17 protein-coding genes and 1 pseudogene are annotated in these 17000 nt (G+C 66.7%); 9 read left to right on the top strand and 9 right to left on the bottom strand.

What is annotated here, in order from left to right:
- A complete protein-coding gene (locus tag HNP55_RS20925; RefSeq protein ID WP_184303846.1) occupies positions 1-699 on the bottom strand; it encodes a phosphatase PAP2 family protein in 699 nt (232 codons plus the stop codon).
- Positions 700-969: 270 nt separating this feature from the next.
- The gene (locus HNP55_RS24730; protein ID WP_184303844.1) at positions 970-2829 is read right to left on the bottom strand and encodes a methyl-accepting chemotaxis protein; all 1860 of its coding nucleotides are present in this window, start codon (positions 2827-2829) and stop codon (positions 970-972) included.
- Positions 2830-3089: 260 nt separating this feature from the next.
- On the opposite strand from HNP55_RS24730, the gene HNP55_RS20915 reads away from it, so the two are divergent.
- From HNP55_RS20915 to HNP55_RS20900, 4 genes and pseudogenes are all read left to right on the top strand, one after another.
- Positions 3090-3521, top strand: coding sequence for a VOC family protein (locus tag HNP55_RS20915; protein WP_184303842.1), 432 nt, complete (start codon positions 3090-3092; stop codon positions 3519-3521).
- Positions 3521-4057, top strand: coding sequence for a nucleotidyltransferase family protein (locus HNP55_RS20910; protein ID WP_246448565.1), 537 nt, complete (start codon positions 3521-3523; stop codon positions 4055-4057). Before HNP55_RS20915 ends, HNP55_RS20910 begins: the two co-directional genes overlap by 1 nt.
- A gap of 21 nt (positions 4058-4078) precedes the next feature.
- A pseudogene (locus HNP55_RS20905) lies at positions 4079-4399 on the top strand (nucleotidyltransferase family protein); the annotation flags it as partial.
- Positions 4400-4447: 48 nt separating this feature from the next.
- A complete protein-coding gene (locus HNP55_RS20900) occupies positions 4448-4909 on the top strand; it encodes a GNAT family N-acetyltransferase (protein ID WP_184303840.1) in 462 nt (153 codons plus the stop codon).
- A gap of 6 nt (positions 4910-4915) precedes the next feature.
- Here the strand turns inward: HNP55_RS20900 and HNP55_RS20895 are convergent, their stop codons facing one another.
- Positions 4916-5296 carry a hypothetical protein gene (locus HNP55_RS20895; RefSeq protein ID WP_184303838.1) on the bottom strand — a complete coding sequence of 127 codons (381 nt, stop codon included), beginning with the start codon at positions 5294-5296 and terminating at the stop codon, positions 4916-4918.
- Positions 5297-5609: 313 nt separating this feature from the next.
- On the opposite strand from HNP55_RS20895, the gene HNP55_RS24725 reads away from it, so the two are divergent.
- Positions 5610-7160, top strand: coding sequence for a methyl-accepting chemotaxis protein (locus HNP55_RS24725; protein WP_184303836.1), 1551 nt, complete (start codon positions 5610-5612; stop codon positions 7158-7160).
- Positions 7161-7179: 19 nt separating this feature from the next.
- Here the strand turns inward: HNP55_RS24725 and HNP55_RS20885 are convergent, their stop codons facing one another.
- The 6 genes from HNP55_RS20885 to HNP55_RS20860 all read right to left on the bottom strand — a co-directional run bounded on the left by HNP55_RS20885 (position 7180) and on the right by HNP55_RS20860 (position 13030).
- Positions 7180-7950, bottom strand: a complete 771-nt coding sequence (locus tag HNP55_RS20885; protein ID WP_184303834.1) for an MBL fold metallo-hydrolase — start codon at positions 7948-7950, stop codon at positions 7180-7182.
- Between the two features lie 122 nt (positions 7951-8072).
- A complete protein-coding gene (locus HNP55_RS20880; protein WP_184303832.1) occupies positions 8073-8546 on the bottom strand; it encodes an LEA type 2 family protein in 474 nt (157 codons plus the stop codon).
- Positions 8543-9973, bottom strand: coding sequence for a CsgG/HfaB family protein (locus HNP55_RS20875; protein WP_184303830.1), 1431 nt, complete (start codon positions 9971-9973; stop codon positions 8543-8545). Before HNP55_RS20875 ends, HNP55_RS20880 begins: the two co-directional genes overlap by 4 nt.
- A 35-nt stretch (positions 9974-10008) precedes the next feature.
- Positions 10009-10650 (bottom strand): hypothetical protein, encoded by a 642-nt coding sequence (locus HNP55_RS20870; RefSeq protein ID WP_184303828.1) that lies wholly within the window; start codon positions 10648-10650, stop codon positions 10009-10011.
- A gap of 50 nt (positions 10651-10700) precedes the next feature.
- Positions 10701-11840: a hypothetical protein gene (locus HNP55_RS20865; protein ID WP_184303826.1), complete on the bottom strand. Its 1140-nt coding sequence runs from the start codon at positions 11838-11840 to the stop codon at positions 10701-10703.
- Positions 11831-13030: a hypothetical protein gene (locus HNP55_RS20860; RefSeq protein WP_246448564.1), complete on the bottom strand. Its 1200-nt coding sequence runs from the start codon at positions 13028-13030 to the stop codon at positions 11831-11833. Before HNP55_RS20860 ends, HNP55_RS20865 begins: the two co-directional genes overlap by 10 nt.
- Positions 13031-13250: 220 nt before the next feature.
- Between HNP55_RS20860 and HNP55_RS20855 the strand changes: the two genes are divergently transcribed.
- The 4 genes from HNP55_RS20855 to HNP55_RS20840 all read left to right on the top strand — a co-directional run bounded on the left by HNP55_RS20855 (position 13251) and on the right by HNP55_RS20840 (position 16661).
- Positions 13251-13532: a hypothetical protein gene (locus HNP55_RS20855; protein ID WP_184303824.1), complete on the top strand. Its 282-nt coding sequence runs from the start codon at positions 13251-13253 to the stop codon at positions 13530-13532.
- Between the two features lie 49 nt (positions 13533-13581).
- Entirely contained in the window at positions 13582-13992 is a 411-nt protein-coding gene (locus HNP55_RS20850; protein ID WP_184303822.1) for a ribonucleotide reductase subunit alpha, read from the top strand.
- A 66-nt stretch (positions 13993-14058) separates the two neighbouring features.
- Positions 14059-15990: a type IV pili methyl-accepting chemotaxis transducer N-terminal domain-containing protein gene (locus HNP55_RS20845; RefSeq protein WP_184303820.1), complete on the top strand. Its 1932-nt coding sequence runs from the start codon at positions 14059-14061 to the stop codon at positions 15988-15990.
- Positions 15987-16661 carry a response regulator gene (locus tag HNP55_RS20840; protein ID WP_184303818.1) on the top strand — a complete coding sequence of 225 codons (675 nt, stop codon included), beginning with the start codon at positions 15987-15989 and terminating at the stop codon, positions 16659-16661. The genes HNP55_RS20845 and HNP55_RS20840 overlap by 4 nt, the downstream gene beginning before the upstream one ends.
- Positions 16662-17000 lie beyond the last annotated feature (339 nt).

Raw genomic sequence — 17000 nt, 5'->3', positions numbered from 1 at the left:
TTATTCAGCCAGCCGCCAGCGCTGCAGCAGGCGGGCCAGCATCAGGCACAGCAAGGCCCAGGCCGCGCCGAAGGCCCAGCCGCCCAGCGCATCGCTGGCCCAGTGCGCACCCAGCATGACCCGGCTGATGCCCACCAGCAGCGTCAGCAAGACGGCGGTGGCCAGAATAAAGATGCGTTCGCGCGGACGCACCCGCATGGCCGCCAGCAAGCTGCCCAGGGTCAGGAAGACGATGGCCGACATGCTGGTGTGGCCGCTGGGGAAGCTCCAGCCGCCGACCACCGCGTCGGCAAAGGCCGCGTCCGGCCGGGCGCGCGCAAACAAGCTCTTGAAGAAGTACAGCAGGCCGGTGCCGCCGATGGCCGAGAGCGCCAACAAGCCGGCCCGGCCGCGGTGGCCGCTGAGCACCAGATAGACCACCGTCAGGCAGCTGATCAGCACCAGCACCGCCGTGCTACCCAGGGCGGTGATGTCGCGCATCATCTCGCTCAGGCCGGGATGGGCCGCGCGCAGGGCTTGCGCCCTCAGCAGCAGGGCTTGATCGAAGCCATAGGCCCCGCCGCCGCCCACCTCCTGCCCCAGATGCGCGAAGGCCAGGCCCAGCAAAAACAAGGCCCCGGCCGTCAGCAAGGGCCGCAGCAGACCACGCCGGGAGCCGGTCGGCACAGGGATGAAGGAGGGGGCGGCGGGTTTCGACATGGCTGGCGGCAAAAACAAGAAGGAGCAAAGAATACTTGTCGCCGACATTGGAACCGATCCAGCCCCCCCCGCTTTTGCGCCTAGTACCGTGCCGTGCAAGTAGAGGAACAAAATGAAAGGGATGGATTCGCCTTCAGGGCAAGGCGCAAACCGCAGCCATAGCCGCAGCTATGGCGAGGATTTGCAACGCGGCCATGGAGGCGAAGACACGCTTTCATGTTCCGATACTTACGCGGCACGGTACTAGCTTGGCCGGGCCGGGCAATAAACTCAGCGCAGCTTGAACGCCGCCACCGAACCCACCAATTGCTCGGCCTGGTTTTTCAGGCTTTCGGCCGCCGAGGCGGTTTCTTCCACCAGGGCGGCGTTTTGCTGGGTGGCTTGGTCCATGGAGCGGACGGTCGTGCCGACCTGCTCCAGGCCCAGGCTCTGATCGCGGCTGCTGCTGCTGATCTCGCCCACGATGTCGGTGACCTTGCGGATGCTGGCCACCAGTTCGTCCATGGTGGAGCCGGCCTGGGCCACCAGCACGGTGCCGCGTTCCACCCGTTCCACGCTGGCGGCGATCAAGCCCTTGATCTCGCGCGCGGCCCCGGCGCTGCGGCCGGCCAGGGTACGCACCTCGGTGGCCACCACCGCGAACCCGCGCCCTTGCTCGCCCGCCCGCGCGGCCTCGACGGCCGCGTTCAGCGCCAGGATATTGGTCTGGAAGGCGATGCCGTCGATGACGCCGATGATGTCCGCGATACGCTTGGAGCTGCTATTGATCTCGCCCATGGTGCTGACCACCTCGCCCATCACCTCGCCGCCGCGCGCCGCCACCTGGCTGGCGCTCTGGGCTAACTGATCGGCCATGCGGGCATTCTCGGCATTGTGTTTGACGGTGCCGCCCAGCTCCTCCATGGTGGCCGCCGTCTGCTGCAGGGCACTGGCCTGCTGCTCGGTGCGGCCGGACAGATCCAGATTGCCTTGCGCGATCTCGCTGCAGGCGGTGGAGACGTTTTCCGCCCGCCCGCGCACCGAGGCCACCAGGGTGGACAAGCCCGCGCTCATCTCGCCCAAGGCCTCCAGCAAGGCGGTGATCTCGTCGCGCCCCTCCAGCTTGGCCTGATAGTTGAGCTCGCCTCGCGCCACCGCCCGTGCGGTCTCCAGCGCGACCGCCACGGCCGAGCGGATCTGACGGGCCACCGTCCACATCATCCAGGCCGACACGGCCAGCATCAGGCAGGAGATGGCCAGCACCCACATCAGCTCACGCTGGCTGTTCTGCACCCGGTTCTCCAACGCGTCGGAGAACTGCATGATGGCCGGAGCCTCCAAGGCATAGTGCTGGTCTATCACCCGGGTCAGGGTGCTGAAAAAAGCTGTGGCGTTACCGGTCGGCGTCTCCGGGCCGAGGATTTGCTGGCGGATCAGCTCTTGGGCTTCATCAAACCCGGCCTGGGTCTTTTTGACTTCACTGCTCAGAGCTTGGGCCAGCGGCGGACTGGCGTTGCCGGCCAGATCCAACAGCTTGAAAGTGTCGCGGCTCTGCTGGCGGGCCTGGCTGAGCAGGCTCAGGATCAAGGCCTTCTCCTGCGCATTCGGCGCCCCCTGGGCCAGCAGCACCGCACCACGGGCCCGCATCTGGCCCAGCGTCTCGGTCAACAAGGGCAGCTTGGCAAAGGCAGCGGCCTGCAGATAGTAGGTGGTGGCTTCGGGGTCCAGCACGATGCCGTAGGCAATCGCCACATCGTCGAGCAGGTCGATCTGCTCGGCGATCAGATCGCTGTGCAAGGCAAAGCTCTCCGACGGCTTCAGGCCCGCGCCGGTGAGCTTGCCCGCCAGCGCGCGCCAGCCTTCGTCCAAGGCTTGCAAACGGCTGTTCAGCTTGGCCTCCGGCGTCTGTGCCAACGCAGCTTTCAGACGTGCGAACTGGGCCTCGACCGCGGCCTGCTGCTCCTGGCGCTTGGATTCCACGGCCTTGTTGCCACCCAGCCAAACCGCCGTCATGCCGCGATGCACCTGCAGCAGCTTGATCAGCTGCACCGCCTGCCGGGCCGGCTCGACACCCTCAAACTCAAGCCTGGCCACCTGCACCTGATCCAGCTTGCCATTGATCAGGCTGAGGGTTGGAACCAGCAGGATCAACAGACTCAGCAGCGCCAAAAGGCCAAATTTGGCGGAGATAGACAGTCGCGAGAGCAAATGACCCACAGCCAGACTCCCTGTAACTAACGCAGCAGCGCGTTGACCGGCTCAGACTAGCGAGCTTTGCCTCCCCTTGCAACTCATGCCGCATCCAGCATGAGCAGGAATGCCAAAATTGCAACAAGCGGCCCACGATCGTCGGACGCTGCGCCACGGGATTCGCCGCGGCAACTTGCCCCCTTGTTTTTGGAGCCCCCGCCATGAGCACGCCCTATCTGATCGTCGGCAATGCCGAGGCCGCCATCGCCTATTACCAAAACGTGTTCGGCGCCGAACTCAAGGTCAGGCTCTTGATGCCGGACGGTAAAACTGCCCATGCCGAGTTGCATTTGCCGCTGGATCAAAAAATCATGCTGGGGGATGAGTTCCCCGAGATGGGCTTCAAGAGCCCGCTCAGCCTGGGCGGCAGCCCGGTCTCCCTCTATCTGCGGGTGGCCGATGTAGACCAAGTCTTTGCGGCCGGCCTGGCCGCAGGCGGCCAAAGCCAGCAAGAGCCGACCGACCAGTTCGACGGCGACCGCCGCGGCAGCTTGATCGACCCTTTTGGCCACAGCTGGTTGATTGCCAGCAAAATGGAAGACCTGTCTTTTGACGAGATGACCCGGCGCTTCGCGGCCCTGATGAACCCCTGATGCCTCCATATGCAGAGCCGCCAAGCATCGAGCCCGAGCAGGCAGCCCGGCTGATCGCCCTGCTACGGCAAAGCCCCTGGCTGATGGAAGCGCTGCGGGCCGTGCGCGGCCTGGGCCTGGCCTCCTGGTGCATAGGCGCGGGCGCCTTGCGCAATCTGGTCTGGGACGCCTTGCACGGCCGGAGCACGGCCGCCCCCTGCGCCCAGGGCCTGAGCGATGTGGACGTGGCCTTCTTCGATGCCAGCGACCTGAGCCCGCAGCGCGAGGCCGCGCTGCGGGCCCGCCTAGGGCCTGTTAGCGCTACGGCAATGGGCCGCGAAGGCTCGCCCCGGTGGGCAAGGCGCAGCGCGCCGCCCGCACTCGCGTGCGGGCAAGCGGTGCAACCCAGCATAGCCCACCGGGGCGAGCCTTCCCGAAGGGTTGTGCCCAGCCAGGGGCGCATGCGGCGTTGCAAATCCTCGCCGGGTGACCAACCCGGCTGCGGTTTGCGCCTTGCCTGCACCCCTGGCTGGGCACAACGCGACCCATTGCCGTAGCGCTAACAGGCCCTAAGCCAGACGCTGCCCGGGCTGCCCTGGGAGGTGGTCAACCAGGCCGGGGTGCACCTCTGGTTCGAGCGCTGCTTCGGCCATGCGGTGGCACCACTGGGCTCGCTTGAGGAGGCCGTCGCCTCCTGGCCGGAGTACGCCACCGCCGTGGCCGTCTGGCTGGACGAGGCCGATCGCATCCAGGTGCTGGCCCCACATGGCCTGGACGATCTTTTTTCCTGCACCGTGCGGCGCAACCCCGTCCGCGTCAGCGTCGAAACCTATCGCCAGCGCCTGAGCCAGAAACGCTATGCCGAGCGCTGGCCCCGGGTGCGCGTGCTGGAGGCCTGATAAATTCATGCCGCACTGCCAGCAAGCAAGCAAGCAAACGAGCACCCCATGCCTTTTGAATTCCGCCCCGCCCGGCCCGCCGACATCGCCGCCTGCATAGACATACGCGGCAAGACGCGGGAGAACGCCGTCTCCGCCACCCGCTTGGCCGAGCTGGGCATCACCGAGGCCTCCTGGAGCGGGCAGCTCGCCTCGGGCGAGCTGCCCGGCGAGGTCTGCTGCCGGGGCGGCATGATCGTCGGCTACTGCTTTGCCGAGCGCCAGACCGGCGAAATCATCGTGCTGGCCCTGCTACCCGAGTTCGAAGGCCAGGGCCTGGGCCGGCGCCTTTTGCAGGACATGATGGCCCAGCTGCAGGCCCACGGCCACCAGCGCCTCTTCCTGGGCTGCGCCAGCGATCCGCGGGTGCGCTCCCACGGCTTCTACCGCAGCCTGGGTTGGCGTTCGACGGGCAAGCGGGACAAATACGGGGACGAGGAGCTGGAGTACCGCTTCGCAGCGCCGTGCTGACAGACCCTAACGCGCCAACTCGACCGTGAGGGCCACGGCCTGGCCGCTCTTGTTGGACCACATCCAGCAAAAATCCTGCTCGGCAGCGGGCTTCAAGACGCCGCTGGCCGTCAGCAGGCCCTCGGCCTTGGCGGGGTAGCCGACCTTCTCGCCCTCGTGGTAGTGGATATTGAAGTTCAGCACCTGCGCGGCCTTGAAGCTCCACTGCACGGCGGCCGTCGGGCCCAGCTTGCCGCACAGCTCCAGAAACTTGCCCGCGGCGATCTCGCTGCTGTGCGCGAACCTGGCGGCCTCGTTCCAGCGAATCTCGACCAGCTCCGCCCGCGCCGGGGCGGCCAGGGTCAGAAGAAGCAGGCTCAGGGCCAGGGTTTGCGGAACTGAAGACATGGGCGGGTGCCTCGCGAAACAGATGGGTGGGTGATGGGCTGCAAGGGCGCGGCATCGCGCCGGGGCAGACGGCCGCCGCCATGATAGTGGGCCGGCCCGCCGCCGCCCCGCTCGCCAACACGCAGGCCCCGGTCAAGGCTTTGGGACGAGCCCAAAAGCCGGCTCCGTCCCCTGATTTGCGCCCGATACACAGGGCTTCTCACCAATGAATGGGCGATGTTCGCCCCTAGACTTGAGCGCTAACTTTGCACTCAGGCGGCTGCCGATTTGGGGCGGGAACGCGCAATCATTGTTTTCTTGGAAAGGAAGATTGATGAAGCTCAGCAACTACAAGATCGGAGCCAAGCTCGGCTTCGCCTTCTTGACCATCGTCGCCATCAATCTGCTGGTGGGCATGTTCTCGCTCTCGCAGCTGGGGCGCATCAATGACAAGGTCGAAGACATCGGTGGCAACTGGCTGCCCAGCATCAAGGTGCTGGGCGAGATCCAGGATGCCACCAGCGACTTCCGCCTGCTGCAGGCCAACCATGTGATGTCGCTCAATGGCAAGGACATGGACGCCATCGACGAGGAGCTGGATGCCGCGCGCCTACGTATCGAGGCGGCGCTCAAGACCTATGCCCCCATGGTGACGCCGGGCGCCGAACGCGCGGCCTATGAAGCGCTGCTCCCCTCGGTGGCGGCGCTGTTCGAAACCCATTCCAGGCTCGCACCCTTGTCGCGTGGCGGCGAAGCGACGGCGGCCAAGGCTCAGGCGTTCTACCGCGAAGACTCCTTCAAGGCCTTCGCCCGCATGAATGAGGGCATCGTCAAATTGATTGAAATTAATGACAAGGGTTCGGCCGCCGCGGTGCTCAGCTCCCAGGAGACCTATGGCCGCGCCAAGCTCATGGAGAGCGTCAGCCTGCTGATCTCGGTCAGCATCGCCGCCGCCCTGGCCGTCTGGGTCACCCGCCTGATCACCCAGCCCATGGGCACCGCGGTGCAAGCGGCCCAGCGGTTTGCCGAAGGCGATTTGACGATGGACCTGCGCAACGAAGGCCGCGACGAGACCGCCCAGCTGCTCAATGCCCTGGACGGCATGCGGGGCAGGCTGTCCGAGATCGTCGGCAATGTGCGCCGCAATGCCGACAGCGTGGCCACGGCCAGTGCCGAGATCGCCCAGGGCAATCAGGACCTCAGCGGCCGCACCGAACAGCAGGCCAGCGCGCTGGAGCAAACCGCCGCCTCGATGGAGCAACTGGGCTCCACCGTCAGCCAGAACGCCGAGAACGCCCGCCAGGGCAATCAGCTGGCCCAGGGCGCCTCGACCGTGGCCATCCAGGGTGGCGAGGTAGTGGGCCAGGTGGTGGAGACCATGAAGGGCATCAACGACAGCTCCAAGCGCATCGTCGACATCATCAGCGTGATCGACGGCATCGCCTTCCAGACCAATATCCTGGCCTTGAACGCGGCGGTGGAGGCGGCCCGGGCCGGTGAACAGGGCCGCGGCTTCGCCGTCGTGGCCAGCGAGGTGCGCAGCCTGGCCCAGCGCTCGGCCGATGCGGCCAAGGAGATCAAGAGTCTGATCTCCACCAGCGTGGAGCGGGTGGAGGTCGGCACGGCCCTGGTGGACAAGGCGGGCGCCACCATGCAGGAGGTGGTCAGCGCGATCCGCCGCGTGACCGACATCATGGGCGAGATCAGCAGCGCCAGCGTCGAGCAAAGCTCGGGCGTGGCCCAGGTGGGCGAGGCCGTCACGCAGATGGACCAGAGCACCCAGCAAAATGCCGCCCTGGTCGAGCAAAGCGCGGCCGCGGCCGAGAGCCTGCGCAACCAGGCTCAGCAGTTGGTCGAGAACGTCGCGGTGTTCAAGCTGCGCTGACGCTAAACCGCTCAGCCGCTCAGTTAGGGATGGTGTAGTCGCGGTCCGTCATCAGGTCGATGCCGCAGCTCAGCGTCTCCACCCACTCGATGAACTCCTGCACGGCCGGGCCCGTCATGGGCGCGCCATGCTGGGGCACGATCATGTCGATGGGCAGCTTGCGCACCATCTGGGCCCAATGCCGCAAGACCTTGTTGGCCACCATATAGCGGCGGTGGAAGCCTTCCATATAGGGTAGATGGCCGGCCAGCGAGGTGACGGGTTTCTGCACTTCCAGCTCATGGCCCAGCGAGGCGCCCAGATCGCCCGAGAACAAGATGCGGCTGACCGGGTCGTAGAACTGGAAATTGCCTTCGGAATGCAGGAAGTGCGCCGGCAGCGCCAGCAGATGGCCGCGCCCCAGCGGGATGCGCATGCCCAGGTCGGGAATGCCGACGATGCGGCCGGTGGTCTTGCCGGCCTTGCAGAAATGCGGGACGAAGCGCTCCCAGATGCGCGAGATATAGAGCTTGGCCGCCGTGGTGGCCGTCATCCAGCGGTCCAGCGAGGCGATGATGTCCGGGTCGGCATGCGAGGCGATGATGGCCGAGAGCTGCTGTGGCGGGAAATGCTGCGTCATGCCCAGGTACAGCTCGCCATAAGCCAGATTGCCGCCGGGGTCGATGATGACGCCGGTCTTGTTATCGATCAGCAAGAACTGGTTGGATTGCACCGCCTCGCCACCCTCGCGGCAGAGGTCGGTGAACATCAGGCAAAGATGTCCGTCCTTGTTGAACAGTTCGATCGGCATGTCGTGGCCTCGGGTGAAGCGGCTCAATGTAGACGCCTGCAAGCGCAGGCCACTTGAGCAAGATCAAGCGAGGCGGCCGGCAGCGGGGCCAAAGATCACGCGCGTGCGCTGGCCGGTCGAAATCAGCCCCCGCCTGCGCGAGCGAAGCGCAGTTCGCCCTCGCTGCGCCAGGGCAAGGCCAGCAGGCCGGGGCGGGTCAGATGACCCGTCAGCAGCACCGGCAGCGGGCGGTCGGCCGCGCCGTAGAGCCCGATGGCCTGGCGCACCGCCACCATATCGTGCACGCCGACCTCGATGCTCAGCGCGCCCTCGCCAAAGGCCGGCACGCTCAGATCGAGCGCCACCACGCCGCTGCCTATGGCCTTGCCGCGCAGCAGCAGCTGGACGTCGGCCCCGACCAGGCCCAGCACCCAGCGGCTGGGGTTGTGGACGCGCAGGTCCAGGCGGTAGCGCGCCTGCGCCCCCTCCTGCTGTTGCAGCGGCTGGAACTGCGCCACCGACACACGCAAGGGCTCGTTAGGCGCGCTGCCGGCGCAGGCCGCCAGCAGCAGCACCAGCAGACCGGCCAGCAGGCCGGAGCACAGCCGCCTCGTCACCATTTGTCGTCCGCCTTGGGCGCCGCCGGGGCGGCCTGCTCCTTGGGCTCGGCCGCCGCGGGTTTGGGCGACCTGGCGGGCTTGGCCTGGCCGGGCTCCGCCGCGGCGTTCTTGTCGGCGGCAGGGCCGGCCTTGAGCGCCGAGGCCGCCAGCTCCTCACGCAGCTGCAAGGCTTGCAGCGGCAGGGCTTCGAGCGCAGCGCTGGCGCCTTCCAGCCGGCCATAGCTCAGATTCGGCGTCACCCGCTCCACCACCAGCTCGCAGCAGGGCTGCTCGCTGCGGCCCAGCGACTGGCCGGTCTGCGGATCCTTCAGCTCGCCGCCCAGCTGCACGACGGCATAGCGGGCACCCTGGCGCAGCGTCCCGCCGCCCTGGCTGAGCACCACCTTGTCGCCCTCGCGCTGCACCACGGTGACGGGGAAGCTGCGGCGCATGATGGAGGCCACCACCTGCTTGACCAGGTCGTTGGTCATGTTCTCCAGCACCTTGCGGCCGTCCACGCCCGGGTCCATGGTCGTGGCCTCGGTGGAGGGCGCCTTGCCCTGCAGGGAGTCGGCCACCACCACCTGGCGGGTGGCCACATTGACCAGCTTCTGGCTCAGCGCCCAGCCGCCCGAGTAACTGACCAGCTCCCGGTTGCTGGCGCGCAGCTGCTGGGCATGGCGCTGGTAGGCCATGCTGCTGACCTTGCCGGTCCAGACCAGGTCGGCGCTGACGGCCTGGGCCAGCTTGGCCTGCTCCGCCGCCGGGGCGCGGCCGCCGGCGATCAGGTCCAGCTCCTGCTCCAGCTCGGCATTGAATTCGCGGTCCAGCACGGCGAAGCGGCCGCTGTTCACCAGGGCGTCGACGACGCGCTGGCGCACATTGGCGGCCACCTCGGCCGAGGCCACGGAGCTGCCGCCCACCGTGATGAGGGCAGCAGGAAATTTCAGCGGCGCCACCACCAGCTTGATCTTCTGCAGGGACTCGGGCGCGCTGAAGCTGGCGATGCGGGCCTCGATGCTGGCCTTGTAGCGCTTGTCCAGCAGGCCGGGCTCCACCAGTTCCAGCAGCTTGAAGCCCTGGATCACTCCACCGGAGCGCTGCTGCACGGCGTCGGTGAATTCCTGCGCGCGCAGCGAGGCCGAGTTCTTGCCCAGCGTCACATCCAGGCCGTACTTGACGCTCAGCGTGCTCATATCGATGGCGGCCCCGTTGACCTGCAGCAGGGCCAGCTTCATGGCCTCGGCCACCGCCTCCGAGGCGCTGGCGCCAAAGCCCGCCGCCGTCACCGGCACGGTCTGCAACTTGCCCACGTCCAGCAGGGGCGCGCCGGCCTGGGCCGGCGCAGAAGCCGCAGCGGCTGACTTGGCAGCGGCCTCATCCTTGTTGCCACAGGCCACCAGGGCGGCACAGGCGCAAAGCGCCAAAACGGAATGACGCCACATCAGAGGCCGCCTTTCAAAACAAACAACTCAGAAAATTACAGCGCGGCGGTGGCCGAGTTGGCATCGGCCGGCACCGGGATGTCATTGCTCTTGGCAAAGCTCACCGCGCTGCTCAGCGCGCCCGACAAGGCCTTCACGCCGGCCGGGAAGTTCTTCACCAGATAGCTGCCGGTCTGCAGCTTGGGCAGGTCCATGGGCGAGGCCGAGCTCAGGCTGCTGGAGAAGTTCTGCACCGGGTTGCGCATGCCCACATACTTGATCAGGCCCTTGCCCAGCTCGCCCAGGCCGTTGGAGAACTTCTTCTTCGCATCGGCGTCGAGCTTGGGCGACTTGGCCAGCTCGGCGGCGACGGCATTGGTCGAATCGCTGACCACCTTGTCGGCATCGGCCAGATTGCCCTGGGTCGAACCTTCGGTCAGCGCGCCGGCGGTGGCGCGGGCGGTGGCGGCGGCATCCTTCAGGCCCAGGGCCTCGGCCATCTGGGCATTGGCGTTCAGCACGTCCTTGTTGGCGGCGACGTAGGAGCGCACCAGCTGCTCCTGCGAGCCCACCAGATTGGTGGAGCCGGCCGCGGCCTTGTTGCCGCCCAGGCTGGGCAGGGAGCCGAATTGCGCGCTGCTCAGGCCGGGGGTGCTCAGGGCGGCCAGGGTCAGGGCGGCCAGCAAAGTCTTCTTCATGGGGTTCTATCCTTTAAAACGAGGCGATGGAAAGAGAGAGATAAGGGCGATCAACGAACGCCCAGATTCGTCAGCTGGCTGCCCAGCTCGCGGGCCGCGTTATTGGCCGCCAGCTTCAGGGCATTGGTGCGGGCCTCGTCGTCCGAGGCGCCCACGCCGGCGTACTGCACCGGGCCGACCGAGGCGATGGTGTCGGGAATGGCGGCGCTGATGTCCAGCACCTTGGCATTGACCGTCACGGCAACGCGGCGCAGGCCGGTGTTCGGGTCTTCGTCGGACATATTGACGTCCAGCGTGCCCAGGGTCACATAGGGGAACTGCGCCGTGCGCATGCCCTGCACCAGGGAGGCCAGGGTGGCCGGCTTGAGGTCGTTGCCGGAGCGGTAGTCGTCCTCCACCGTGGCCAGCTTGAACTGGCCGTTGGTATAGGGCTCGATCATGGCCGCCTCGCTGACCTTGTAGCCCGCCTTGCTGAAGCTGGCGGTGAAGATCTGGTTCAGATTGGCGCTGGGGATCAGGCGCCAGCTCGACTCGGCCGCCTTCTTGGTCGTGCTGCCACCGCGCTCCACCGAGCGGCTGGCCGTGGCGCTGGACTTCTGCTCGGACGCGCCCGAAGCATGGGTGCTGACCTGGCCCTTCTTGACCTTCTCGCCTTCCTTGCTGCTCTCCGAGAAGCTGTCCGAGCTCTCGTAGCTTTCCTTGGCCTCGACCTTTTTGTAGACCCGGTCGTCAAAGGACTTGACCGAATCCACCTGGCGCGAAACCACCAGGAAGGCCATCGGCGAGCGCTCGCTGCGACCGGCCTTGGCCACGGCCGAGTTGGCCTTGACGGCATTGCGCAGATTGGCCAGATTCAGCGACACCTTGACCGCCACCGTGTACTGCTGGCTGGCCGCATTGTCTTCCTCGCCCAGCACCGTGGTGTCGAGGATGAAGCGATCAGGGTCGGCGACGATCTTGTCGCGCACCGCATCAAAGTTGGCCGCCTCGGACTCGCCGGCCTCGGCGTAATACATCTCCACGGCCTTCAGCTGGGCCTTGGACAGGGCTTGCGCCTTGGCCTCAGCCGGGGCCGCCTTGCCCTTGTAGGCCACCGAGGCCTTGCCGCGCACGACCTGCACCTGGGCCAGGGCGCTAACGCTGAGGCTGATCGCCATCAGGGCGATGAAGAGTTGTCGAATCACTTGCATTTTTTGATCAGTTCCTTGGTTTGTTCGATCTGGCGTTCGATGTCCGGCGCGGCCGCGGCCGACTTGACCCAGGCATTGCCCTGGCCGTCCAGCGCCTGCGCCAGCTTGACGAACATCAGATTGAGCGAGTCATAGAAAGCGGGGAAGTCATCCACATAGACCTGGGTGGCCGGCACCAGCTTGACCTCGCCGTTCTTCAGCGCGCTGTTGAAGGGCTTGCGGCCCATCAAGGGCTCCTCGATGGCGAGCTTGGCGTAGGCGCCGTAGATATAGCTGACCCCGGCGGCGGCCTCGCCGTACTTGATCTTCTTGAAGCCGCTCAGCTCCAGGCTGATCTCGTGGTCCGGCTTGGGCAGCTTGAGGTTGAAGACATCGCCGTCGGCAATGCTCATGGACATCACATTGCCGATGGCATAGCCCTTGGCATAGGGAATGATGGGCACGCCGGCGCGGGTGGACAAGGCCTCGGCCAGCATATCGGCGGCCCAGGTCTCCACGCTGCCCGGCGCGCTCTTGACCGCGGCCGGGATGAACTCCAACGCCTCGGGCTTGATGCTGACCTGGGTGACCTGCAGCTGCTGCGCCGCCGTCTCGGGAATCGTCGCCTTGGCCAGGGCATTGGCGAAGCGCGCGAACAGGCCGGGCTTGCCGCCCGCACCCTCGTAGACCTGGGTCAGGCGGGCCAGCACATCGGCTTCGCTGGGGTCGTAGGGGAAGGTGTCGATGGAGGCGAAGCTGATCGGATAGGCCCGCGCCACACTCATGGACTTGAAGTCGAAGAACAGCACCTGGCCCTTGACCAGCACCAGCAGCTTGCGCAGCTCGCCGAACTGCTCCACCGAGACGGTCTCGGCATTGACGACCAGGGCCACGGCCAGGGCCTGGTCGCTGCCCTTCAACTCGGCGATCTGCGGCAGCAGCCGCAGATGCTGGGGCGGCGCTTGCTTGACAGCCTGCGCGATGCGCTTGGCCGGCGAATCGCCGGCGGCCTTGAGCGCGGCCTCGTACTTCTTGGTGTAGGGGAAGCGCTGCGCAATCGAACCTGCATCGCCCGAGTAGGCGAAGCCGGACAGCGCCACTTCCTTCTGCTGTGCCGTCGCCGCCGAGGTGGCGGACAGCAGGGCCACGAACACCAGGCAGCGCGCCACCGAAGCGCGCAGCAGGCCCCTCCAAACTCCCTGTGAATTCATCGTTATCTTTTTCTTGAAAGCGGCGGATCATAGCCCTAGGGATAGCCCTCGAATTGCAACAAACTGCAAGCGCGGCAGATCTCGGCTGCCGAATGGCTCAGGGACTGGGGTCAGGTCTTGCTAGCCCTACAAATTGTTTCAATTTGGCAGACAAGGCCGGCGCCGGCGGGCCTGGGCTATGCTGGCTGTCCAAGCTTGTTGACACCCCGCAGGAGAAGCCATGCGCATCCAACACACCCTTCTGCTCGGCCTGCTGTGCTGCAGCGCCGCCCTGGCGGCGGACCAACGCGAGCGCGGCTTCATCCGCCAGGGCATGGCCGAGGGCGAGGTGGTCTTTCGCATCGGCAAGCCCGACCACGAGGCCATCATCCGCAGCGTCAGGGGCGAGCCGGAGGAAAAGGCCTGGACCTATTTCCCCCATTACCGCGACCCCCAGACCCTCACCATCATCACCCTCAGGGGAGGGGTGGTCGCGAATGTGGAGCGCAAGATCGAACGCTGAGGAGCAGCAAACACGCTCTAAGATGCCTCGCAAAACAGGAGCATCCCCCATGCGAATCGACAACTTCGACGGCCTGCTGCAGGCCGCCCGCGCACAGACCCAGCCACAGCGCCTGCTGCTGGTCTTCACCGCAGCCGAGCTGCCGGCCGACGCCAGCCCCGAGCAAGACCGGCAGTTCCAGGCCGGCCAAGGCGGCACGCTAACGCCGCAGATGTGCGTGGACAAAAGCCCCGACGAGCTGGACAGCTTCGCCGCCCTGGCGGCCGAAGCCCAGGCCATGGGCCCGGGCTGGCAAATCATGTTCGCCGCCGCCCTCTCGGGCCAGGGCGGCCAGGCCGCCACGGACGCGCAGACCGATGCGGCCCTGCAGCAGATGGTGGAGTCCATCAAGCAGGGTCGGCTCTCGGGCCTGATCCCCTTCGATCTGACGGGCCAGGTGCTGAGCCTGAGCGCCGGCTGAACCCAGCCTGGCCCGGGCTTGACCCAGGTCAAGGCTGAATCACCACAGCGACACTAAGGTGAGCCCATGTTTCATCGTGTGCGCAGCCTGGTCGGCAAACTGGCCCTGATCCAGACCAGCTTTCTGCTGGTGGCCCTGGCCTCCATCGCCTTCACCCTCTGGGTGTCCTGGCAGTTAGAGGGCGGCGCCGGTGCGATCAACGAGGCCGGCCGCATGCGCATGCTCAGCTACCGCATGACGCTTTCGCAGACCGAGGGGCGAGTGCCGGAGCTGCTGCGGGACGTGGGCAGCTTCGAGGCCATGGTGGAGCGCTTGCACAAGGGCGACGCGCAAAGGCCTTTGTTCGTGCCCGACACGGCCGAATGCCGCGAAGGCCTGGCCCGGATCGAAGCGCAGTGGCCCAAATTCCGCGCCAGCCTGCTGGGCAGCAGCGACAGCAGGGAGCTGCGCAGCCAGGCCGACGCCTTTGTGGCCACGGTGGACGAGTTGGTCGGCGCCATCGAGCAGACCATCGCCGCCCGCACCGCCATCCTGGGCGGGCTTTGCTTCGGCCTGGTGGTGCTGGTGGTGGCCGCCTCGGTGGTGTTTGTCTCGGGCACTTTTGTCTGGATCGTCCAACCCCTGCAGCGCCTGCGCGATGGCCTGGGCCAGATGGCGGGCGGCAATCTGGCGGTGCGGGTGGACGAAGAGGCCTCGGTGGAAGAGTTCACCAGCCTGGCCATGGGCTTCAACCAGATGGCCACGGCCTTGCAACAGGCTTATGCCGGTCTGGAGGGCAAGGTCAGGGAGAAGACGGCCCATCTGGCCCAGCAAAACGAGCGCCTGGAGGCCTTGTACGACGTAGCCCAGATGTCGGGCCAGGCCGATCAGACCCTGGAGACGCTGGCGCACTCCTTTGCGCACAAGCTGGCCCGCATCGCCCGTGCCGACGCCAGCGCCGTGCGCCTGGCCGCCGAGGACGGCGAACGCCTGCTGCTGCTGGGCCAGGCCTGCCTGCCGCAAGCCATGATCGACGCCGAGCGCTGCCTGCGCAAGGGCGAATGTGCATGCGGCGCCCCGGCGCTGACGCCCACACCGGGCAACCCGCGGGTGATCGCCATCCAGACCCTGCCCGCGCCCAAGCTTGGCCATTGCGAGCTGGCGGGCTTCCAGACCGCCATCTCCATCCCCATGCGGGCGGGCCCGCGCCTGGTCGGCGAGGTGGAGCTGTTCTTCTACTCCGAGCGCCGCTTGAATGAGTCGGAGAGCGTGCTGCTCGACGCCCTGGTGGGCCAGTTCGGCGTGCAGGTGGACAATCTGCGCCTGGTCTCGCGCGACCGCGAGATGGCGGTGTCGGAGGAGCGCAATCTGCTGGCCCAGGAGCTGCACGACTCCATCGCCCAGGTGCTGGCCTTTCTGAAGATCCAGGTGCAGCTGCTGCGCGGCGCCATGGCCAAGAACCGGCCCGAGCAGATCGAACGCGTGGTGGACGAAATCGATGCCGGTGTGAAAGAGTGTTATGCCAATGTGCGCGAGCTGCTGGTGCATTTCCGCACCCGGCCCGGCCACGAGGACATCGAACACGCCTTGCGCAACACCCTGGCCAAGTTCGAACGCCAGAGCGGCCTGAGCACCCATCTCAGCCTGCAGGGCGACGGCCTGCCGCTGCCGCCCGATCACCAGATCCAGGTGCTGCACATCGTCCAGGAAGCCTTGTCCAATGTGCGCAAGCATGCCCAGGCCGACCATGTCTCGCTGCGCGTCGAGCAATTGCCGCGCTGGAGCTTCGAGGTGCAGGACAACGGCCGCGGCTTCCAGCCCCGCCCGCCCGACGACAGCCACACCCATGTGGGCCTGCAGATCATGCGCGAGCGGGCCCAGCGCATCGGCGCCCAGCTCAGCATCGACAGCCCGCCCGAGGGCGGCACCCGCGTGCGCCTGAGCCTGCCCGTGCAAAGCGTCTTCACCAGCACCCGAGCCCCGGCGCCACCCGCGCCCCAGCCCAGCACCCAGACATGAAACCCATCACCGTCCTGGTCGTCGATGACCACACCCTGTTCCGTCGCGGCCTGATCGCCTTGCTGAGCCAGGAGGCGGGCGTGGACGTGGTGGGCGAGGCGGCCGATGCCAGCGAGGCCTTGCGCGCCGCCCAGGCCTTGCGGCCCGACCTGATCCTGCTGGACAACCATATGCCCGGCATGCGCGGCGTGGACCTGCTGCCCGAGTTGCGCCAAAGCGTGCCCGCCACGCGGGTGCTGATGCTCACCGTCAGCGAGGACGAGCAAGACCTCAGCGATGCCTTGCGCAACGGCGCCCAGGGCTATCTGCTCAAAACGGCGGACGGCGAGGACCTGGCTGCTGCCCTGATACGCACCATGCAGGGTGAGTCGGTGGTCAGCCCCGAGATGACGCACAAGCTGCTCAATGCCTTGCGCAAGAGCGGCCCCGGCAGCACGGCGCCGAGCAGCGGGCCGGACGAAGGCCGGGCCGAAACCGTGCCGCTGTCGCCACGCGAGCAGGAGATCCTGCGCGAACTCACCCGCGGCGCCAGCAACAAGGAAATCGCCCGCAAGCTGAACATCGCCGAGACCACGGTGAAGATCCACGTCCAGCACATCCTGCGCAAACTCGGCGTCAGCTCGCGGGTGCAGGCGGCGGTGTGGGGGAGTGAGAACGCCCTGGGTGCTTAGCTCTTGTATAAGCTGCTGCACCCTTTTCCAAGGCCCAGCCGGGAGTTCGCCCAAGCGCCTACAGCGTAGCTGGGGCGTTATCGAGGCGACGCGCAGCGAGCCGTGTGGTTTTCGCATGTCCCGTTTTGCCTGGGCTGCGGCGCTTGGCTTTGGCGGGCGGCGCAAAGCGCCATCGTGAACTGACTCGCGCCCCTTGTTTGAACGGAGCGTAGCGGAGAGAGTTGGGCGCGGCCCGCCAAAGCCAAGCGCCGCAGCGGACCCCGCAGGGGCCAGGCATTCGGGTCGCCTTTTTTGCCTACTTTTTTGGCGAAGCAAAAAAGTAGGTCGCCTGCCGGGGCG

The sequence above is a fragment of the Roseateles oligotrophus genome, from assembly GCF_014204525.1.
Taxonomy (GTDB): Bacteria; Pseudomonadota; Gammaproteobacteria; order Burkholderiales; family Burkholderiaceae_C; genus Paucibacter_A; species Paucibacter_A oligotrophus_A.
The sequence above is the reverse complement of the archived record's forward strand: the minus strand, read 5'-3'. Positions and strand labels throughout refer to the sequence as shown.

Excerpts from the sequence above, each read along its gene's own strand:
- HNP55_RS20925 (WP_184303846.1), bottom strand. The coding sequence starts at position 699 with ATGTCGAAACCCGCCGCCCCCTCCTTCATCCCTGTGCCGACCGGCTCC.
- HNP55_RS20915 (WP_184303842.1), top strand. The coding sequence starts at position 3,090 with ATGAGCACGCCCTATCTGATCGTCGGCAATGCCGAGGCCGCCATCGCC.
- HNP55_RS20910 (WP_246448565.1), top strand. The coding sequence starts at position 3,521 with ATGCCTCCATATGCAGAGCCGCCAAGCATCGAGCCCGAGCAGGCAGCC.
- HNP55_RS20900 (WP_184303840.1), top strand. The coding sequence starts at position 4,448 with ATGCCTTTTGAATTCCGCCCCGCCCGGCCCGCCGACATCGCCGCCTGC.
- HNP55_RS20895 (WP_184303838.1), bottom strand. The coding sequence starts at position 5,296 with ATGTCTTCAGTTCCGCAAACCCTGGCCCTGAGCCTGCTTCTTCTGACC.
- HNP55_RS24725 (WP_184303836.1), top strand. The coding sequence starts at position 5,610 with ATGAAGCTCAGCAACTACAAGATCGGAGCCAAGCTCGGCTTCGCCTTC.
- HNP55_RS20885 (WP_184303834.1), bottom strand. The coding sequence starts at position 7,950 with ATGCCGATCGAACTGTTCAACAAGGACGGACATCTTTGCCTGATGTTC.
- HNP55_RS20875 (WP_184303830.1), bottom strand. The coding sequence starts at position 9,973 with ATGTGGCGTCATTCCGTTTTGGCGCTTTGCGCCTGTGCCGCCCTGGTG.
- HNP55_RS20870 (WP_184303828.1), bottom strand. The coding sequence starts at position 10,650 with ATGAAGAAGACTTTGCTGGCCGCCCTGACCCTGGCCGCCCTGAGCACC.
- HNP55_RS20865 (WP_184303826.1), bottom strand. The coding sequence starts at position 11,840 with ATGCAAGTGATTCGACAACTCTTCATCGCCCTGATGGCGATCAGCCTC.
- HNP55_RS20860 (WP_246448564.1), bottom strand. The coding sequence starts at position 13,030 with ATGAATTCACAGGGAGTTTGGAGGGGCCTGCTGCGCGCTTCGGTGGCG.
- HNP55_RS20855 (WP_184303824.1), top strand. The coding sequence starts at position 13,251 with ATGCGCATCCAACACACCCTTCTGCTCGGCCTGCTGTGCTGCAGCGCC.
- HNP55_RS20850 (WP_184303822.1), top strand. The coding sequence starts at position 13,582 with ATGCGAATCGACAACTTCGACGGCCTGCTGCAGGCCGCCCGCGCACAG.
- HNP55_RS20845 (WP_184303820.1), top strand. The coding sequence starts at position 14,059 with ATGTTTCATCGTGTGCGCAGCCTGGTCGGCAAACTGGCCCTGATCCAG.
- HNP55_RS20840 (WP_184303818.1), top strand. The coding sequence starts at position 15,987 with ATGAAACCCATCACCGTCCTGGTCGTCGATGACCACACCCTGTTCCGT.